Here is an 18,745-nt window from a genome sequence, read left to right on the forward strand (position 1 = left end):
ACGATGGACATCCTTTCGATCCTCGCCGAATCAACCCGTTCGGCGTTCGGTCCGATCGCGGCGATCTATGCGCTCGCCGCCATCGGTCTCAATATTCATTTCGGTTACACGGGCCTGCTGAACTTCGGTCAGGTCGGTTTCATGCTGGTGGGCGCGTACGGCGTCGGGATCAGTGTGGCGGTGTTCGATCTGCCGCTGGCCGCCGGTTTCGGTGTGGGCCTGTTGTGTGCGTTGGTGTTGGCGCTGCTGTTGGGTATTCCGACGCTGAGGTTGCGGGCGGACTACCTGTCGATCACGACGATCGCGGCGGCGGAGGTGATCCGCCTGGTGTACCGGGCGGGTTTCGCGGAGCCGTTGACCGGTGGCGCCTTCGGTCTTCAGAACCTGTCGGCGGACTTCCGGACGCTGAACCCGTTCGACGCGGGTGAGCGGTACGGGTTCGGTCTGCTGGCCTACAACGGCAACCACTTGTGGGTCCTGGTGGTGACGTGGGGCCTGGTGGCTGTGATGGCCGGTCTGACGTGGTTGTTGATGCACAGCCCGTGGGGCCGTGTGATCAAGGGCATCAGGGAGGACGAGGACGCGGTCCGCAGCCTGGGCAAGAACGTGTTCGCGTACAAGATGCAGGCGCTGGTGCTGGGTGGTCTGATCGGTTCGCTGGCGGGTTGCATGCTGGCGGTGTACCAGGCGTCGATCCAGCCGGACCAGTTCAAGCCGCAGGTGACGTTCTTCCTGTGGGTGATCCTGCTGTTGGGCGGTGCCGGGCGGGTGTTCGGTCCGGTGCTGGGCGCGATGGCGTTCTGGTTCCTGATGACGTTCACCGACGGTGTGCTGCAGGGCATGGGCGCCCTGGGCTGGCTGCCGTTCCTGGACGGTCCGGACTACGGTGCGATCCAGCTGGCGTTCGCCGGGTTGATGCTGGTGGTGCTGATCGTGTTCCGGCCGCAGGGTCTCATCGGCGACCGTAAGGAGATGTTGGTCAATGTCAAGTGACGAGGCGAACGTCGGCGCGGGTGTCGACCGGATGGTCGGCGCGGAGCCGGTTCCGGGTTCGGCGAAGTCGGATCCCATCCTGGTGGCGGACGGTGTGCGCCGGTCGTTCGGCGGTCTGACCGCTGTGGACGTGGAGCACGTGGAGGTGCAGCGGGGGACGATCACGGCGTTGATCGGTCCGAACGGCGCGGGTAAGTCGACGCTGTTCAACCTGTTGACCGGTTTCGACCGGGTGGACAGGGGCCGGTGGACGTTCGAGGGCCGGGCGATCAACGGCAAGCGCGGCCACCAGGTGGCGCGTGCGGGGATGGTGCGGACGTTCCAGCTGACCAAGGCCCTGACCCGTATGACGGTGTTGGACAACATGCTGTTGGGTGCGCCGGGTCAGTTCGGGGAGCGGATGGCGGGTGCGTTCCTGCGTCCTGTGTGGCAGAGGCAGGAGCGGGAGAACACGGCGCGTGCGCTGGTCCTGCTGGAGCGTTTCAAGCTCATCGACAAGCGTGACGACATGGCCGGCTCCCTGTCGGGCGGTCAGCGCAAGCTGTTGGAGATGGCGCGTTCGCTGATGACGGATCCGAGCATGATCATGCTGGACGAGCCGATGGCGGGTGTGAACCCGGCGCTGGTGCAGTCGTTGCTGGGGCACATCACGGCGTTGCGCGACGAGGGCAAGACCGTGTTGTTCGTCGAGCACGACATGGACGTGATCATGGGTATCAGCGACTGGATCGTGGTGCTCGCGCAGGGGCGGGTGATCGCCGAGGGCCGTCCCTCGGACATCCGTGCCGACCAGCAGGTGATCGACGCCTACCTGGGCGCCCAGGAGGAGACGGTCGAGACCCAGGGGAGTGGCGAATGACGGGGAAGGGCGGCCCGGGTCCGGGTCCGGACGGGGTTCCGGCGGAGGCCGAGGACGCGGCTGTGGTCCAGGAGCACCGTGAGGAGGTCCTGGAGCAGGCGAGGGCCGAGGCCGTGGAGGTGGGCGGTCCGGAGGACTACCTGCTGTTGGCGCGGGACCTGGTGGCGGGTTATGTGCCGGGGGTGAACATCCTGAACGGGTGCACCCTGACTCTCACCGAGGGTGAGGTCGTGGCGATCATCGGTCCGAACGGTGCGGGCAAGTCGACGCTGATCAAGACGATCTTCGGGCTGATCCCGGTGCGCGAGGGCGGTCTGACGCTGCGGGGCGCGAGTATCGCGGGTCTGCCGGCGCACAGTCTGGTGGAGCGCGGTGTGGGGTACGTGCCGCAGACGCAGAACGTGTTCCCGTCGTTGAGCATCGAGGAGAACCTGCAGATGGGGGCGTATCTGCGGCCCCGTTCGTTCGCCGAGAGGTTCGGGGTGGTGGCGGACCTGTTCCCGTTGTTGGGGGAGCGGCGCAAGGCCAAGGCGGGTTCGCTGTCGGGTGGTGAGCGCCAGATGGTGGCGATGGGTCGTGCGTTGATGATGAATCCGTCGGTGCTGCTGCTGGACGAGCCGACGGCAGGTCTGTCCCCGATCTATCAGGAGGAGGTGTTCCAGCGGGTCAAGGAGGTCAACGAGACGGGTGTCTCGGTGGTCATGGTGGAGCAGAATGCCCGCCGGTGCCTCCAGATCTGTGATCGGGGCTATGTCCTGGACCAGGGCCGCAACGCGTACACGGGTTCGGGTGGGGATCTGTTGAACGATCCGAACGTGATCGAGTTGTACCTGGGGACGCTCGCGAAGGGCTGACCGGGTGTGCGGAGGGGCGGGGCCTGCGGGCTCCGCCCCTTTCGTCGTGTGCGGGGGCCGTGGCCTTCCCGGCGGCCTGTGGGGCCGCGTTCGCCGTGTGCGGGGCCGTCTGTGCGGTGGGGAGGGGCGGTGTGTGGTCCCGGCGGCGGGGGCGCGGTCGGTCTGTGGCCGGGCGGTGTGCCGCCCGGGGCCCGCTCCGGGAGGTCCGGGCCGGTGCGGCTGTGCGGTCCTGGGGCCGCGCCGGGGTGTGGGTTCGGCGGGTGTCCCGGCGGGGTGCCCCTGGAACACGGGAGAGGCGCCCCGGGTGTTCCCGGGGCGCCTCGGTGGTGCCGGTGTTCTGGGGGCGGGTCACCGCGGGGTGGCCGCCCGGCGGGGGTTACCCGTCGACGGAGTGCTCCTCGTAGGCGAGGATCTCGTGGCCGTCGTCCCCGAAGTGGAAGATCTCGAAGGTGGCGGCGGTCGGGTCGCCGTTGTCGTCGAAGTCGATGTTGCCGCTGACGCCCTGGTAGTTGATCTCCTCACCGTCGGCGAGGAGGTCGCGGCACTCGGCGAAGCTGCCGCACTCGGTGCCCTCGGGGCGGCTGATGTTGGGCAGCTCGGCGACGTAGTCGCTGGGGGCCACGCTGTCGGCGGCCTCGGCGGCCAGGGCGATGGCGGTGACGCAGTCGTAGACCTGGGGGGCGAACTGGAAGACGTCGAGTTCCTCGTTGAACGAGGTGAGGCCCTCGGTGAACTCGGGGTTGTCGGCGCTGGGGGCCACACCGGTGATGCCGTTGACGCTGTCGGGGTCGTCGGCGTTGACGGTCTCGCCGAGGGCGGCGTCGTTGAGGCCGTCGGTGATGAACAGCTGGTCGCCCGCGACGCCGGACTCCAGGAGCTGGGCGATGACCTGCGCGCCCTCCTCGAAGGCGATGAGCGCGACGGCGTCGGGCTCGTCGCCGCTGACGGCGTTGACGACGGAGTCGAAGGTGGTGGCCTCGGGGTCGTAGGTCTCGTTGACGGTGACCTGGGCGCCGAGGCTCTCCAGTTCGGCCTGGAGGCCGTCGGCGTAGCCGCGGCCGTAGTCGTCGCCGCGGGAGACGATGGCGACGTTCTGGTGGCCGGCGTCGGCGATGGTGCGGGCCATCACGATGGAGGAGAGGGCGTCGCTGGGGGCGGTGCGGAAGTAGTATCCGCCGTCCTCGATCTCGCTGAGCTCGGCGGCGGTGTTGGAGCCGGAGCACTGGACGATCTCGGCACCGGTGATGGTGTCGTAGGTGGCCTGGGTCATGCCGGAGGCGGCTGCGCCGATGACGGCGTTGACCTCGTCGGCGACGAGGGCGTTGGCGGCCTCGTTGGCCTGGGCGTTGTCGCCGGCCTCGTCGGCCTCGACGATGTCGGGGACCTCGGTGCCGAGGATGCCGCCGGCGTCGTTGATCTCCTGGACGGCGTACTGCGCCGCGGTGATCTGGGGCGGGCCGAGGAAGGCGAGGCTGCCGGTCTGCGGGTAGAGGACGCCGAAGGTGAACTCCTCGCCGCCGCCGGCGTCGCCCCCGCCGCCCTCTCCGCCGTCGCTGCCACACGCGGTCAGTCCGAGTACCAGGGCCGCGGTTGCGGCAGTCAGGCCCAGGACCTTCTTGCTTGCCATGATCGTGGTCACTCCGTTCAACCGGCGAAGCACGCGTTGCGTGTCGCAGCGGTGCCGTTGTTGCGTGTGCGCCCTGATGCCCGCGGTGTGTGGCATGACTTAATCAGGAGCGTTAGCGGAGCTTAATCATGGATCTTCTACCTCGGAAAGAACATTTCGGGCGTTGGTGCCGACTCGCCGTCATGCTGTTATGGCTCTGTAGTCATCACGGGGATCCCCGTGCTTCCGGTTGGACGGTTGCGAGCTCTGCGCACACGGGGGAAAGCATTCTGTCGCGATGACCAGGCATGACGAAGCCCGACCGTCAAGTGTTGAGGTCGGGCCGGGGAAAGACGGGAAAGCGCCGGGTGGCGGTCCGAAGTGGTCCTTACCGAATAAGGGAAAATCCTTGGCCGTTATTGCGCCGCGGTCGTGTGGGAGCCCTTGCGGCCGGTCCGCGGCGGTCCCTCCTCCCCGCGGCCCGCGCGCGTGTGCCCTACGCCTCGGGCGCGTCGCGGAGCATGCACGTGAGTCGCGAGGTGCACACCTTGCGGCCCCGGTCGTCGGTGATGGTGATGTCCCACGTGGCCAGGGTGCGGCCCAGGTGCACCGGGGTGGCCACGCCGGTCACGTGCCCCGAGGTCGCCGAGCGGTGGTGCGTCGCGTTGATCTCGATGCCCACGGCGATGCGGCCGAACTGGTGGGCGTGGACGGTGGAGCCGATGGAGCCCAGGGTCTCGGCGAGGACGCAGGAGGCGCCGCCGTGGAGAAGCCCGAACGGCTGGACGTTGCCCTCCACCGGCATGCGGCCCACCACGCGCTCGGCGGAGGCCTCGGTGACCTCGATGCCCATGGTCTCGCCCAGGCCGCCCGCGAGGGCGCCGGTGTCGAGCATGCGGCGCAGCGCCTCGGAGTCCGTCGTCATGATGTGTGCCTTCCGATTCGGTGGAAACGAGCCCGGGCCGGGTGAAAACGCCCGGTGCGGGGCCGGGGTCCTCGCGGGGGTGGCCGCGAAGTGTCCGCTCCGCATCCTAGGATTCGTCTGTGGTGACGAATCGAGAGACCCCCGACCAGACATCCCAGGCCGGCGCCGGGGCGGGCAGTGCCGCCCCCGCGGACGGCGGTGGGCGCCCGCGCCTTCTCCTCCTCGACGGCCACTCGATGGCCTTCCGGGCGTTCTTCGCGCTGCCCGTGGACAAGTTCGGCACGAGTACCGGGCAGTCGACCAACGCCGTCTACGGTTTCGCGTCGATGCTGGTCAAGCTGTTGCGTGACGAGGAGCCCACGCACGTGGCGGTGGCGTGGGACCTGTCGGGCCCGACGTTTCGCCACGAGGAGTACGAGGAGTACAAGGGGGGCCGTTCCGAGACCCCGCCGGAGTTCCCCTCCCAGGTGCCCCTCACCCAGGACCTGATGCGGCTGATCGGTGTGGCCAACCTGTCGGCGCCGGGCTTCGAGGCCGACGACGTCATCGCCACCCTGGCCCGCCAGGGCTGCGAGGCCGGGATGGAGGTGCTCATCGCCTCCGGCGACCGGGACGCCTTCCAGCTGGTCACCGACTCCTGCACGGTCCTGTACCCGGGGAAGAGCCTGTCCGACCTGCGGCGGATGGACCCGGCGGCGGTCGAGGAGAAGTACGCGGTCCCCCCGGAGCGCTACCGCGACCTGGCCGCGCTGGTGGGTGAGAAGGCCGACAACCTTCCGGGCGTGCCCGGGGTGGGCCCCAAGACGGCCGCCAAGTGGATCGCCAAGTACGGGTCCCTGGACGAGCTGATCGCCCACGCGGACGAGATCGGCGGCAAGGCCGGGCAGAACTTCCGCGACCACATGGACGACGTCCTGCGCAACCAGCGCCTCAACCTGCTGGCCACGGACGTGGAGCTGGGCGCCGACGTGGCCTCGCTGGTGCTGGGCGAGGCGGACAGGGCCGGGGTCGACGCGCTCTTCGACAACCTGGAGTTCGCCTCCAACCTGCGCGAGCGCCTGTACGCGGTCCTGAAGACGGACGGGGACGGCGGCGCCGGGGAGGGCGCGGCCCCGGCGGCCGAGGGGTTCGCGGTGGACCTGACGGTGGCCGGCACCGGGGAGCTGGCGGCGTGGCTGCGTGAGCACGCCGCGGCCGACACCCCGGAGAGCGACACCCTCACGCCGCAGGCGCCGGCGGGGCTCGCGCTGGACGCGGTCTGGGGGCAGGGCTCGGGCCGGGTGGACGCGCTGGCGATCAGCGTGCCGGCCGGCGCGGCGGTGTTCGTCGACCCGACGCTGCTGGACCCCGCCGACACCGAGGCGCTGGCGGGGTTCCTGGCCGACCCCGGCCGGCCCAAGGTGGTGCACGAGTACAAGGGCGCCCTGCTGGCGCTGGGCGCGCACGGGTGGTCGCTGGGCGGGGTGGTGAGCGACACGGCCCTGGCCGCGTACCTGGTGCAGCCCGGGCAGCGCCGGTTCGACCTGGCGGACCTGTGCCGCAGGTACCTGGGCCGGGAGCTGGAGGAGGACACGTCGGGGGACCAGCTCTCGCTGGACCTGGGCGAGGGCGGCGACGCGGGCTCGGGCCGCCAGCACCTGCTGGCGGTGCGGGCGGCCGCGACCCGCGACCTGGCGGGCGTGCTGACGGCGGAGCTGGACAAGCGGGGCGGGACGCACCTGCTGGCCGACGTGGAGCTGCCGCTGGTGGACGTGCTGGCGCGGATGGAGCGGGCGGGCATCGCCGCCGACCGCGAGTACCTGGAGGGGCTCCAGGAGGAGTTCGCCTCGGCGGCCCGGGGCGCGGTGGAGAAGGCGCACGAGGTGGTCGGCCGGGAGTTCAACCTGGGGTCGCCCAAGCAGCTCCAGCAGGTCCTGTTCGAGGACCTGGGCCTGCCCCGGACGAAGAAGATCAAGACGGGGTACACGACCGACGCGGACGCGCTGGCGTGGCTGGCGGCGCAGAGCGACCACGAGCTGCCGGGGGTGCTGCTGCACCACCGCGACCAGACGAAGCTGAAGACGACGGTCGAGGGCCTGATCAAGACGATCGCCGACGACGAGCGCATCCACACCACGTTCAACCAGACGGTGGCGGCGACCGGGCGGCTCAGCTCGACGGAGCCGAACCTGCAGAACATCCCGGTGCGCACGGACGTGGGCCGGCGCATCCGGCGGGCGTTCGTGGTGGGCGAGGGGTTCGACGAGCTGCTGACGGCGGACTACAGCCAGATCGAGCTGCGCATCATGGCGCACCTGTCGGGCGAGCAGGCGCTCATCGACGCGTTCAACAGCGGTTACGACTTCCACGCCCAGATGGCCGCGCAGGTGTTCGGGGTGCCGGTCGGGGAGGTCGACGGCGAGGCGCGGTCGCGGATCAAGGCGATGAGCTACGGCCTGGCCTACGGGTTGAGCGCCTACGGCCTGTCCCAGCAGCTGGGGATCACGCCGGAGGAGTCCAAGCGGTTGATGGAGGACTACTTCGCGGAGTTCGGCGGGGTGCGGGACTACCTGAACGCCGTGGTGGAGGAGGCGCGCCGGGTCGGGTACACGGAGACGATCCTGGGGCGGCGCCGCTACCTGCCGGACCTGACGAGCGACAACCGGCAGCGGCGCGAGATGGCGGAGCGGATGGCGCTCAACGCCCCGATCCAGGGGTCGGCGGCGGACATCATCAAGGTGGCGATGCTGCAGGTGGACGCGGCGATCACCGATCGGGGGCTGTCCTCGCGGGTACTGCTCCAGGTGCACGACGAGCTCGTGGTGGAGGTCGCCCCGGGGGAGCGCGAGGAGGTCGAAAACCTCGTGACGCACGAGATGAACTCGGCCTATGCTCTGCGTGTCCCGCTGGGCGTCTCGGTCGGCAGCGGGCAGAACTGGCACGACGCCGCGCACTGAGCGGGGCGCCGGCGGCCCCGGTCCCGGGGCCGCCGCGAGGGACGCGGGAGGCGGGAACGGTGGCGGCGCGCGGTGGGACCGGCGACGGGGGCGGGTTGACCGTGGGTTCGGTCACGGTTCCCGCCGACGCCCTGGTGTGGAGGTTCTCGCGGTCCTCGGGGCCGGGCGGGCAGCACGTCAACACCTCCGACACGCGTGTGTCGCTGTCCCTGGACGTGGCGGGGTGCGGGCCCCTGGGCGAGGTGCGGCGCCGGCGGGCGCTGGAGCGCCTGCGGGGGCGGCTGGTGGACGGGGTGCTGACGGTGACGGTGCAGACGCACCGGTCGCAGGTCCGCAACCGGGCCGAGGCGCGGGAGCGGATGGAGTCGCTCCTGGCCGAGGCGACGGCTCCGCCGGCGCGGGGGCGGCGGGCGACCCGGCCGGGTCGCCGGGCCGAGCAGCGTCGCCTCGATGCCAAGCGGCGCCGCGGTGACGTCAAACGGTCACGCTCTCGTCCTCCTTTGGACTGACCGGAACCGGGGCCCGTAACTTTTTTCCCGGGGGTGCGGGAGGCGGTCCGCGGGTGTCCGCACAGCTCCCCGCGGGGCGCCGTGCGCCCGTGCGGACGTGGGTGTACCGTCCAGTTGATCTTGACCGCCATGCTCGGGTAAGTTGCGGCCATTGTGCCCTTCGTCGGGTTGGCGGCCCCGGGTTCCGATTGACCAGGACGCCCTTGTCTCATATTCTGGCGGGACCGTTGTGGGTTCGTGCGGGCGGCTGCTGTCTCCGAGCAGGGGGCAGAGGTGTCGCACCGCTCCGGTCACCACTCTGGAACCAGGCGGCTGGTGTACACCGACGGATCAGGTTCCGTCGTGACCCTGCTTTCTGCGTCTGGATGACGGATCGACGGGCTCGAACCCGCGGCATGCCCATTTTCTGAATCTGTCCGTATCCGGAGTCCACCCACAAATGACGAGCAGCACCGAGGCCACCTCGACACCCCAGGTAGCGGTCAACGACATCGGGTCCGAGGAAGCCTTCCTCGCGGCGATCGACGAGACCATCAAGTACTTCAACGACGGTGACATTGTCGAGGGCACCATCGTGAAGGTCGATCGAGACGAGGTCTTGCTCGACATCGGCTACAAGACCGAGGGTGTGATCCCCTCCCGGGAACTGTCGATCAAGCACGACGTCGACCCCGGTGAGGTCGTTGCTGTCGGCGACCAGGTCGAAGCCCTCGTTCTCCAGAAGGAGGACAAGGAAGGTCGACTGATCCTGTCCAAGAAGCGCGCCCAGTACGAGCGCGCCTGGGGCACGATCGAGAAGATCAAGGAGGAGGACGGCGTCGTCACCGGCACCGTCATCGAGGTCGTCAAGGGCGGTCTCATCCTCGACATCGGCCTGCGCGGCTTCCTCCCGGCGTCCCTCGTCGAGATGCGCCGTGTGCGCGACCTGCAGCCGTACGTCGGCCGCGAGCTCGAGGCGAAGATCATCGAGCTGGACAAGAACCGCAACAACGTGGTCCTGTCCCGTCGCGCCTGGCTGGAGCAGACCCAGTCCGAGGTCCGCCAGACGTTCCTCAACACGCTCCAGAAGGGGCAGATCCGCAAGGGCGTCGTCTCCTCGATCGTCAACTTCGGTGCGTTCGTGGACCTGGGCGGCGTCGACGGCCTGGTGCACGTCTCCGAGCTGTCCTGGAAGCACATCGACCACCCCAGCGAGGTTGTCGAGGTCGGCCAGGAGGTCACCGTCGAGGTTCTCGACGTGGACATGGAGCGCGAGCGCGTCTCCCTGTCGCTCAAGGCGACCCAGGAAGACCCGTGGCAGCAGTTCGCCCGGACCCACCAGATCGGCCAGGTCGTCCCCGGCAAGGTCACCAAGCTGGTTCCGTTCGGTGCGTTCGTGCGCGTCGAGGAGGGCATCGAGGGCCTGGTCCACATCTCCGAGCTGGCCGAGCGCCACGTCGAGGTGCCGGAGCAGGTCGTCCAGGTCGGCACCGAGATCTTCGTCAAGATCATCGACATCGACCTCGACCGCCGTCGCATCAGCCTCTCGCTGAAGCAGGCCAACGAGAGCGTCTCCCCGGACCAGGTGGACTTCGACCCCACCCTGTACGGCATGGCGGCCGACTACGACGAGCAGGGCAACTACAAGTACCCCGAGGGCTTCGACGCGGACTCCGGCGAGTGGCTGGAGGGCTTCGAGGCTCAGCGGGACGAGTGGGAGCGCAGCTACGCCGAGGCGCAGGCCCGCTTCGAGGCGCACCGCAAGCAGGTCGAGGAGGCCCGTGCGGCCGAGGCCGACGCTGCGAACGCGCCCGCCCCGGAGGAAGAGGACGACTACACGGACGGTGGCGCCCAGAGCGCCGGCTCGTCCGGTTCGGAGTCCTCCAGCAGTGGCGCCCTGGCCTCTGACGAGGCCCTGGCCGCGCTCCGCGAGAAGCTCGCGGGCGGCGAGGCCTAAGCAGGAGGTCCCGCAGAGGATCCCCTGACAGCCGCGAAGGGCCGTCCCCCGCAAGGCGGGGCGGCCCTTCGTCGTGTCCGCGCGGGGGGTAGGGGCCGGGCCCGCGTCGACGGCGACCGCGTCGCTTCCGCGCCCGCCCGCCCCGGGGCGCGCCGGTTCCGCGCGGACGGCCCCGTAGCCGGACCCCGCCGGGCTAGGGTCGGTGGCGTGCCCCGGCCGGCGGGGCGCGTGAGGAGACGACGTGTTCGACATCCACCCGGCCACCCCCGCGGACGCGGGTGAGGTCTTCACCCTCCAGCGGGCGGCGTTCGTCGACGAGGCGCAGGCCCACGGCGACCCGTTCGTGCTCCCGCTCACCGAGGGCCTGGACCGCATCGCCAGGGTGCTCGCGCAGCCGGACGCCCTGGTCCTCAAGGCCGTGGAGGGCCCCCGGATCGTCGGCGCGGTCCGTGCGGCGGTCGCGGGGACCAACGCCGTCGTGGGGCGCCTGGCGGTCGCCCCCGACCGGCGCCGCCTCGGCATCGGGCGGGCGCTGCTCACCCGGGTGGAGGAGGAGTTGTCGGTCCGCCACCCCGGGCTGACCTCCCTCACCCTGTCCACCGGCGCCCAGGGCGCCGGTGAGCAGCGTCTGTACCGGGAGCGCGGGTACGCGGAGACGTCGCGGGAGCGTGTGGCCGACCACCTGGTCATGGTGCACATGCGCAAGGAGGTCGTTCCTGCGGTGCGCTCCGGGGCCGCGGGGTGAGGTCCCGCACGGTCGGGGCGGGGCGCCCGCACTGGGCCGGGTCCGGCCGTCTAGGGTTCGGGACATGCTGAAAGTGGGACTGACCGGAGGGATCGGCTCGGGCAAGAGCACGGTCTCGTCCGCGCTGGCCGCCTACGGGGCGGCCGTCGTCGACGCCGACGCGATCGCCAGGGAGGTGGTCGAGCCGGGGACGCCGGGGCTGGACGCCGTCGTCGCGGAGTTCGGCGAGGGGGTGCTGGCCCCGGGGGGCGGGCTGGACCGTCCGAGGCTGGGCGAGGTCGTCTTCGCCGACGCGGACAGGCTCGCCGCGCTGAACGCCATCGTGCACCCGCTGGTCGCCCGGCGCAGCGCGGAGCTGATGGAGGAGGCGGTGGCCGCAGGGGTGGAGGTCGTCGTCTACGACGTCCCCCTGCTGGTGGAGAACGGCCTGGGGCCCCTCTACGACGTGGTCGTGGTGGTGGACGCCCCCGACGAGGTGCGGGTGGAGCGGGTCGTGCGGAGCCGGGGCGTGCCGCGTGAGCAGGTGTGGGCGCGGATCCGGGCGCAGGCGGACCGGGACGCCCGGCTGGCCGCCGCCGACCTGGTGGTCGACAACTCCGGGACCCCGCAGGAGTTGCGGGAGCGGGTCGCCCGTCTGTGGGAGGACCTCCTGGCCCGGGCCTGAGCGCTCCCCGCGGCGTCCCGCACCGGGCGCGTGCCGCGTCCTCCCGCGCGGGGCTCCGGCCGCGGCGGCCCGGGGCAGGAGGGGCGCTGCGGCGTCCGCCACGGTTCCCGGTCGTGCGGGCCCGCGGTCGGGGCGCCGGGCTCACCGGGGGGCTCCGCCCTCCCCGCCGCCCCGGTGGAGCGCCTCGGTCAGGGAGGATCCGGCGTCGACGGCCTCGCGCACCAGCTCCTCGCGGACGCGGCGGGCGGCCTCGACGCCGAGCAGGCTGTCGTCGAGTTCCTCGGTGTGCATCGTGTCCCTGGAGGAGGACAGCGCGAGTTCGGCGTAGTCCCCGGCCCGGTCGGCGATGGCCTGGCACTGCTCCCATTCGCGGTGCGCGGTGACGGCCGCGTGGACGCGCTCGCCGTAGTCGGCCAGGACGCCGACGCGGTCGGCGATCGCCCGGTGGGCGCGTTCGACCGCCTCCTCGTGGGGTGCGAGCGCCCGTGTGACCTGTGGTGAGACGGCCTCGCGCGTGCGCTGCACCAGTTCCCTGCGCAGGGAGCGGAGCCGCAGCAGCTCCTGGGACAGCCGCCACTCCTCCTCCCGCAGGAGGGGGAGGGTGTGGCCGGCCTCGAACGAGTCGCCGAGCACGTCGGCGGCCTCCTCCACACGGTCCGTCGCCTGTTGGGCCCGGGCGAACAGGTGGGCCTCCGGCTCCTCGCGGCGGGTGGCGTAGCTGTAGGGGCGGCCGAAGTCCTCGGGCAGGACGTAGCGGTCGTGGTGTTCGGCGGCCAGGCGGGTCACCATGCCGGGGCGCATGACGGCGCCGGCGCCTCCCGCGGCCGCGGCCAGGTAGAGGGCGGCGGTGGCGGGGTCGCCGGGCACGGGCAGGTCCAGCGGTCCGAGGACCCGGTCCAGGGGCAGGCGGGCGAGGAGCACCCCGGCCGCGGACGCGGGCAGCGCCCAGAAGGAGTGCACGACCAGGTCGGCCCAGTCGTCGGAGAAGGAGCCCTTGAGGGAGACCAGGGCCAGGACGGCGACCGTGGCGCCCAGGCAGAGCAGGGCGAGGAGCGCGGGCCCGAGCGCGGGGACGAGGAGGGCGGCGACGGCCAGGGAGGCGCCCCCCGTGGCGGTGAGGAGGGCGAGCTGCCTCCAGGTGGGCCGCCCGGGCGGGCCGGCGGAGGCGGGGAGGAGCTTCTCGGGGCGGGCCCTCATGCGCGCGAGCGCGCGCGGTGGGAGGCCGGGGTCGAAAGTGGGTCTGGAGGGGTGGGACACGGCTGGCACCTCGTCTCGGGGCGCTGGGTGCTGGCTCCGATGGTAGTCTCCGGCGTCCCGGACGCCCAGGGATGTCCTGGGCTGTCTGTAGCGTTAGGTGTGAGGGGACATGGGGCGGCTCGGGGGCGCCCCGCAGGCAGGAGCGGGAGAAGAGGGCGACGTGCGACCGGTCAGCGGCATCAAGCGCAGTGAGGCACCGTTCGAGGTCATCTCGGACATGACACCGGCGGGGGACCAGCCCGGGGCGATCGCGGAGATCACCAGGAGGGTGCGCGAGGGGGACCCGCACACGGTCCTGCTCGGTGCGACCGGTACGGGCAAGACGGCGACGGTGGCGTGGACGGTGGAGCAGCTCCAGCGGCCGACCCTGGTGATGCAGCCCAACAAGACCCTGGCGGCGCAGTTCGCCAACGAGCTCCGGCAGATGCTGCCCGACAACGCGGTCGAGTACTTCGTCTCGTACTACGACTACTACCAGCCCGAGGCCTACGTCCCGCAGAGCGACACCTACATCGAGAAGGACTCCTCGATCAACGACGAGGTGGAGCGCCTGCGCCACTCGGCGACCAACTCGCTGCTCACCCGCAGGGACACGATCGTGGTGGCGTCGGTCTCGTGCATCTACGGTCTGGGGACACCGCAGGAGTACGTGGACCGGATGGCGCAGCTGTCGGTGGGCATGGAGGTCGACCGCGACCAGCTGCTGCGCCGCCTGGTGGAGATGCAGTACTCGCGCAACGACACCGCGTTCACGCGCGGCACGTTCCGGGTGCGCGGCGACACCGTCGAGATCATTCCGGTGTACGAGGAGCTGGCGATCCGCATCGAGATGTTCGGTGACGAGGTCGAGCGCCTGCTGACGCTGCACCCGCTCACCGGCGAGGTGCTGGGGGAGAGCCAGGAGATGTTCATCTTCCCGGCCTCGCACTACGTGGCCGGCGAGGAGCGCACCGAGCGGGCGATCGCGTCGATCGAGGCCGAGCTGGCCGAGCGGCTGGCCGAGCTGGAGGGGCAGGGCAAGCTGCTGGAGGCGCAGCGCCTGCGCATGCGCACCACCCACGACCTGGAGATGATGCGGCAGCTGGGCACCTGCTCGGGCATCGAGAACTACTCACGGCACTTCGACGGCCGCGAGCCGGGGAGCGCCCCCAACACCCTCCTGGACTACTTCCCCGAGGACTTCCTGCTGGTGCTGGACGAGTCGCACGTGACCGTCCCGCAGATCGGCGCGATGTACGAGGGCGACGCCGCGCGCAAGCGCACACTGGTCGACCACGGTTTCCGGCTCCCGTCGGCCATGGACAACAGGCCGCTCAAGTGGGAGGAGTTCACCGGGCGGATCGGGCAGAGCGTCTACCTGTCGGCGACCCCGGGCCGCTACGAGCTGCGCCAGAGCGGCGGCGACGTGGTGGAGCAGGTGATCCGCCCGACGGGCCTGGTGGACCCGCAGGTGCTGGTCAAGCCCACGGAGGGGCAGATCGACGACCTGGTCCACGAGATCCGGGTGCGGGCCGAGCGCCAGGAGCGGGTGCTGGTGACCACCCTGACGAAGAAGATGGCGGAGGACCTCACCGACTACTTCGCGGAGCTGGGCATCCGGGTGCGGTACCTGCACAGCGAGGTGGACACGCTGCGCCGGGTGGAGCTGCTGAGGGAGCTGCGGGTCGGCGAGTTCGACGTGCTGGTGGGCATCAACCTGCTGCGTGAGGGCCTGGACCTGCCCGAGGTGTCGCTGGTGGCGATCCTGGACGCGGACAAGGAGGGCTTCCTGCGTTCGGAGACCTCGCTGATCCAGACCATCGGCCGCGCGGCGCGCAACGTCGCGGGCCAGGTGCACATGTACGCGGACAACGTGACGGACTCGATGAGGGCCGCCCTGGACGAGACCGACCGCCGCCGGGAGAAGCAGCTGGCGTACAACGCCGAGCACGGGATCGACCCGACCCCGCTGCGCAAGCAGATCGCCGATATCCTGGACTCGCTGAACCGGGAGGACGTGGACACCGAGCAGCTCATGGCCACGGGGTACCGCGGCAGCGGCCCCCAGGGCGCCAAGGCCCCCGTGCCGGCGCTGGGCGAGCGTGCGGACGTGTCGGCGATGCCGCGTGCCGAGCTGGCCGGGCTGATCGAGCAGCTGGGCGCGCAGATGCACCAGGCCGCCGCCGACCTGCACTTCGAGCTCGCGGCCCGGCTGCGGGACGAGATCGGTGAGCTGAAGAGGGAGCTTCGCGGGATGGACGCGGCCGGTGTGAAGTAGGGGGAGGGTGCGTCCGGCCCCTGCCGGGCGGGGCGTGCGGCCTCGGCGGCCCCCGCGCGGGGCCGTACGCGGCGTCTCGGGCGAGGCACGTTTCGAGAACGATGAGGTCGCACAGTTACCTCCGCGTGACATACTCTTGGCCTTACGCAGGACGTATGTCGTGATTGCCGTGTATTCGGCTGTGGGGGACGCATGAGGGTTCGGTATCTGGTGGGCGCGGGCGGTGCGCTGGTGTCCGCTTCGCTGGCCACCGTCCTGCTCACCGGTTGTGGGACGGCCTTCGGGCAGGACGAGTCGGACGAGCCCGCGGTGCCCCCGACCCCCGAGGAGGCGGCCCACGAGGCCGCGGTCCCCGAGCACAACGTCATCAACGAGGACGTCCTCATCATCGTGGACGACGGAGCCGAGGTCAGCGAGGAGTGCGGGGACCGCGAGGTCGTCGTCACCGCCGACGACGCCGTCGTGGTCCTGGACGGCGACTGCGGGCTGGTGCGCGCCACGGGCCGGGGGTCGACCGTGGACGTGGGATCCGCCGACAAGATCGTGCTGGTCGGGGTGGACAACACCGTCTCCTTCGCCTCCGGCGACCCCGAGGTCATCAACCACGGCCGCAACACCACCGTCACCGAGGGCGGGTCGGCCGACGGGTGACCCGCGGACGCGGGGAGGCGCGCGCCGCTCCCCGGCCGCGGACCGTCGACGGAGCGGGACGATTCCGTGTCGCTGCGTTGACCGCCCCGGCATCCGAGAGTGACCTTCCATCCGTTACCGTGGTGCGCGTCCACAACGCCCCGGACGGGGGCGGGCGGACGAAAGTTTCGGACGGGCGCGGCCGCGGGGAGTGAATTTTCGGCGGCTGTTCACTGTTCGGTTCTCCCGTTCGGTTCTGAGGCGGTACGGTCGTTTCGTTCCGCCCGCGGTGAATCCGGTCCCGTCGGGGCGGCACGACGGCCACGGACGGCGCCGCGCACCGTCCGGCCGACCGGTCAGGGGACGCGCGCTCGGCGCGGGGATCCGCTAGGGGAGGGGTGGATGAGCGGTTATGTCGCACGGGTGCGGCACGACGAGTCGCCCGGAGGCGACGTCGGCCTGGACCCGTTGGTGCGGTCGGCCGCGCAGCGCTGGGCCGCATCGGACCCGCTGCTGCCCGAACCCGTCAGCTTCGCCCCGGGTTCCTACCCGCTCCTGACCGTCAGCGACGAGGACGGCCGCACGGTCGCGGCGGGCACCATGCACTACACCTGGTACCAGCCCGGCGAGGTCGGCCGGATCTGGGGCGTGCCCGACCAGCACTGGCTCACGCCCATCGTCGGGGGGCCCGACCCCGGCCGCGCCCTGGACTCCCTGCTGACCAGCTGGCGCGACCAGTTGGAGGACCTGCCGACGGGCACCGGCTCGGAGTCGGCGGCGCTGGTGAGCTGGCCCGCCCGCGACGTGTGCGGCATCATCCCGCTCCAGCGCCACGGCCTCCAGCCCTACACGGTTCTGGCCGCCCGCAAGCGGCGGCGCGGGGTCCCCCCGTCGCTGCCCCCGCGCGACGTGACGATCCGGCTGGCCGACCGCAGCGACCTCACCCAGGTGGTGGGGCTGCTGATGGAGGAGCACCGGTACGAGCAGAACTTCGGCGGTGTGTTCCTGCAACCGGACACCGCCGAGCAGACCCGGGAGGTGGCGGCGCGGGCGCTGAACCGCTCGCGTTCGTGGATCTGGCTGGCGGAGCGCCGCGGCCGTGCCGTCGGACTGCTGTGGGTGTCGCCGCCGGAGCGCTCGCGGTGGGCCAAGCCCCTGGTGAACGCCCGGCCGATCGCTCACATCGGTTACGGGGTGGTGATCGCCGACGAGCGCGGCAACGGGATCGGCACCGCCCTGGTCGGCCAGGCGCACCAGGCCCTGGACAGCCACGGCGTGGGCGTCTCGGTGCTGAACTACGCGGCGATGAACCCGCTGTCCGGGCCGTTCTGGCACCGGATGGGGTACCGCCCGGTGTGGACGACCTGGGAGGTCCGTCCGGCGCTCGCCCTGCGCTGACCGGCGGGGAGGCGCCGGCCACCCCGGTTCCGGGGCCGCGGGCGGGGCTCCACTAGCCTGGGCGCAGAACGCGACGGGGCGTGGAGAGGCGGGGACGATGACCAGGCACGACCGTGGGCCCGAGGGTGCGGAGCACGTCGAGATCGTCGAGGTGGGGCCGCGTGACGGCCTCCAGAACGAGGCGACGACGCTGTCGGTCGAGGAGCGGATCGAGATGATCGACCGCGCCGTGGACGCCGGGGCCCGCCGGATCGAGGCGGTCAGCTTCGTCAACCCCAAGCGCGTCCCGCAGATGGCCGGGGCCGAGGAGATCATGGCGGGCGTCCGGCGCGCGCCGGGGGTCTCCCACATCGGGCTGGTGCTCAACCGTCGCGGGCTGGACCGCGCGGTGGCCGCCGGGGTGTCGGAGGTCAACGTGGCGGTGCCCGCCACGGACGGGTTCTGCGTCCGCAACCAGGGGTGCACGGTGGAGGAGATGCTGGACGCCCTGGCCGGTATCGACGCCGCGCTGGCGGGGACGGGGATCCCGCTGAGCGTGACCGTCTCGACCGCGTTCGGGTGCCCGTTCGACGGCGAGGTCGGGCCGGAGCGGGTGGTGGAGGTCGTCCGCCGGATCGCCGACACCGCCGCCGTGGAGATCGCCCTGGCCGACACGATCGGCGTGGGGGTGCCGGGTCAGGTGAGGGACCTGCTGGGCCGGGTGGCCGAGGTCGCCGACGGTCGAGCCCTGCGCTGCCACTTCCACAACACCCGCAACACGGGTTACGCGAACGCGCTCGCGGCCGTGGAGGAGGGCGTGCGCGTGCTCGACTCCAGCGTGGGCGGGTTCGGAGGGTGCCCGTTCGCGCCCGCGGCGACCGGCAACATCGCCACCGAGGACCTGCTGTACATGCTGCACCGCAGCGGCCTGCACACGGGCGTGAGCCTGTCGGACGCCGCCGCGCTGGGGGAGTGGACGGGTGGGCGGCTGGGCAAGCAGCCGCCCGCCTACCTGGGGCGCGCCGGCGGGTTCCCGGCCTGACCCGCCCTCCCGTCCCCGGGAGCCGTGTGCGGGGGCGTGCGGGCCCGCACGCGGCGCGCCCCCACCGGGGGCGGGCCCGTGCCGGGCGCCGTGGCCCCGGTCGCCCCCGGGTGTGTTGTTCGTCGCCGTGAGGGTCGCGCGGGCCGTCGCCCGAG

Annotated in this window: 15 protein-coding genes; 12 read left to right on the top strand and 3 right to left on the bottom strand. The window is 71.5% G+C overall.

Annotation, left to right across the window (positions count from 1 at the left end; genetic code table 11):
* Positions 1–3 precede the first annotated feature (3 nt).
* The 3 genes from ACFQBR_RS02465 to ACFQBR_RS02475 are packed head-to-tail and all read left to right on the top strand — an operon-like array spanning position 4 to position 2,706.
* Positions 4–993, top strand: coding sequence for a branched-chain amino acid ABC transporter permease (locus ACFQBR_RS02465; protein ID WP_267945750.1), 990 nt, complete (start codon positions 4–6; stop codon positions 991–993).
* Entirely contained in the window at positions 983–1,852 is an 870-nt protein-coding gene (locus tag ACFQBR_RS02470) for an ABC transporter ATP-binding protein (protein WP_267945749.1), read from the top strand. Before ACFQBR_RS02465 ends, ACFQBR_RS02470 begins: the two co-directional genes overlap by 11 nt.
* Positions 1,849–2,706, top strand: a complete 858-nt coding sequence (locus ACFQBR_RS02475; protein WP_267945748.1) for an ABC transporter ATP-binding protein — start codon at positions 1,849–1,851, stop codon at positions 2,704–2,706. Before ACFQBR_RS02470 ends, ACFQBR_RS02475 begins: the two co-directional genes overlap by 4 nt.
* Before the next feature lie 376 nt (positions 2,707–3,082).
* Here the strand turns inward: ACFQBR_RS02475 and ACFQBR_RS02480 are convergent, their stop codons facing one another.
* Together ACFQBR_RS02480 and ACFQBR_RS02485 are read right to left on the bottom strand one after the other, a co-directional pair.
* Positions 3,083–4,333 (bottom strand): ABC transporter substrate-binding protein, encoded by a 1,251-nt coding sequence (locus tag ACFQBR_RS02480; protein WP_344181706.1) that lies wholly within the window; start codon positions 4,331–4,333, stop codon positions 3,083–3,085.
* A gap of 475 nt (positions 4,334–4,808) precedes the next feature.
* Positions 4,809–5,237: a PaaI family thioesterase gene (locus tag ACFQBR_RS02485; protein ID WP_267945746.1), complete on the bottom strand. Its 429-nt coding sequence runs from the start codon at positions 5,235–5,237 to the stop codon at positions 4,809–4,811.
* A gap of 119 nt (positions 5,238–5,356) precedes the next feature.
* Between ACFQBR_RS02485 and polA the strand changes: the two genes are divergently transcribed.
* The 5 genes from polA (at position 5,357) to coaE (ending at position 12,027) form a co-directional block, all read left to right on the top strand.
* Positions 5,357–8,173 carry a DNA polymerase I gene (polA, locus tag ACFQBR_RS02490; RefSeq protein WP_344181703.1) on the top strand — a complete coding sequence of 939 codons (2,817 nt, stop codon included), beginning with the start codon at positions 5,357–5,359 and terminating at the stop codon, positions 8,171–8,173.
* A gap of 95 nt (positions 8,174–8,268) precedes the next feature.
* Positions 8,269–8,682 (top strand): alternative ribosome rescue aminoacyl-tRNA hydrolase ArfB, encoded by a 414-nt coding sequence (arfB, locus tag ACFQBR_RS02495; RefSeq protein ID WP_267945744.1) that lies wholly within the window; start codon positions 8,269–8,271, stop codon positions 8,680–8,682.
* Positions 8,683–9,121: 439 nt separating this feature from the next.
* Positions 9,122–10,618 (top strand): 30S ribosomal protein S1, encoded by a 1,497-nt coding sequence (gene rpsA / locus ACFQBR_RS02500; protein ID WP_352986020.1) that lies wholly within the window; start codon positions 9,122–9,124, stop codon positions 10,616–10,618.
* A 241-nt stretch (positions 10,619–10,859) separates the two neighbouring features.
* Entirely contained in the window at positions 10,860–11,363 is a 504-nt protein-coding gene (locus tag ACFQBR_RS02505) for a GNAT family N-acetyltransferase (protein WP_344184732.1), read from the top strand.
* A 64-nt stretch (positions 11,364–11,427) separates the two neighbouring features.
* Positions 11,428–12,027: a dephospho-CoA kinase gene (gene coaE, locus ACFQBR_RS02510; RefSeq protein ID WP_267945741.1), complete on the top strand. Its 600-nt coding sequence runs from the start codon at positions 11,428–11,430 to the stop codon at positions 12,025–12,027.
* A gap of 141 nt (positions 12,028–12,168) precedes the next feature.
* Here coaE and ACFQBR_RS02515 read toward each other — a convergent pair whose 3' ends face one another.
* Positions 12,169–13,284 (bottom strand): hypothetical protein, encoded by a 1,116-nt coding sequence (locus ACFQBR_RS02515; protein ID WP_344184730.1) that lies wholly within the window; start codon positions 13,282–13,284, stop codon positions 12,169–12,171.
* A 160-nt stretch (positions 13,285–13,444) separates the two neighbouring features.
* On the opposite strand from ACFQBR_RS02515, the gene uvrB reads away from it, so the two are divergent.
* The 4 genes from uvrB to ACFQBR_RS02535 all read left to right on the top strand — a co-directional run bounded on the left by uvrB (position 13,445) and on the right by ACFQBR_RS02535 (position 18,590).
* On the top strand, positions 13,445–15,541 hold the full coding sequence (gene uvrB, locus ACFQBR_RS02520; RefSeq protein ID WP_344184729.1) for an excinuclease ABC subunit UvrB: 2,097 nt from the start codon (positions 13,445–13,447) through the stop codon (positions 15,539–15,541).
* 192 nt (positions 15,542–15,733) lie between these two features.
* Positions 15,734–16,192, top strand: a complete 459-nt coding sequence (locus ACFQBR_RS02525; protein ID WP_267945738.1) for a DUF3060 domain-containing protein — start codon at positions 15,734–15,736, stop codon at positions 16,190–16,192.
* Positions 16,193–16,573: 381 nt separating this feature from the next.
* Positions 16,574–17,569, top strand: coding sequence for a GNAT family N-acetyltransferase (locus ACFQBR_RS02530; protein WP_267945737.1), 996 nt, complete (start codon positions 16,574–16,576; stop codon positions 17,567–17,569).
* Between the two features lie 97 nt (positions 17,570–17,666).
* The gene (locus ACFQBR_RS02535) at positions 17,667–18,590 is read left to right on the top strand and encodes a hydroxymethylglutaryl-CoA lyase (protein WP_267945736.1); all 924 of its coding nucleotides are present in this window, start codon (positions 17,667–17,669) and stop codon (positions 18,588–18,590) included.
* Positions 18,591–18,745: the final 155 nt, after the last annotated feature.

The sequence above is a fragment of the Nocardiopsis tropica genome (assembly GCF_042660575.1).
Taxonomy (GTDB): Bacteria; Actinomycetota; Actinomycetes; order Streptosporangiales; family Streptosporangiaceae; genus Nocardiopsis; species Nocardiopsis tropica.

Excerpts from the sequence above, each read along its gene's own strand:
- ACFQBR_RS02465 (WP_267945750.1), top strand. The coding sequence starts at position 4 with ATGGACATCCTTTCGATCCTCGCCGAATCAACCCGTTCGGCGTTCGGT.
- ACFQBR_RS02470 (WP_267945749.1), top strand. The coding sequence starts at position 983 with ATGTCAAGTGACGAGGCGAACGTCGGCGCGGGTGTCGACCGGATGGTC.
- ACFQBR_RS02475 (WP_267945748.1), top strand. The coding sequence starts at position 1,849 with ATGACGGGGAAGGGCGGCCCGGGTCCGGGTCCGGACGGGGTTCCGGCG.
- ACFQBR_RS02480 (WP_344181706.1), bottom strand. The coding sequence starts at position 4,333 with ATGGCAAGCAAGAAGGTCCTGGGCCTGACTGCCGCAACCGCGGCCCTG.
- ACFQBR_RS02485 (WP_267945746.1), bottom strand. The coding sequence starts at position 5,237 with ATGACGACGGACTCCGAGGCGCTGCGCCGCATGCTCGACACCGGCGCC.
- rpsA (WP_352986020.1), top strand. The coding sequence starts at position 9,122 with ATGACGAGCAGCACCGAGGCCACCTCGACACCCCAGGTAGCGGTCAAC.
- coaE (WP_267945741.1), top strand. The coding sequence starts at position 11,428 with ATGCTGAAAGTGGGACTGACCGGAGGGATCGGCTCGGGCAAGAGCACG.
- ACFQBR_RS02525 (WP_267945738.1), top strand. The coding sequence starts at position 15,734 with ATGAGGGTTCGGTATCTGGTGGGCGCGGGCGGTGCGCTGGTGTCCGCT.
- ACFQBR_RS02530 (WP_267945737.1), top strand. The coding sequence starts at position 16,574 with ATGAGCGGTTATGTCGCACGGGTGCGGCACGACGAGTCGCCCGGAGGC.
- ACFQBR_RS02535 (WP_267945736.1), top strand. The coding sequence starts at position 17,667 with ATGACCAGGCACGACCGTGGGCCCGAGGGTGCGGAGCACGTCGAGATC.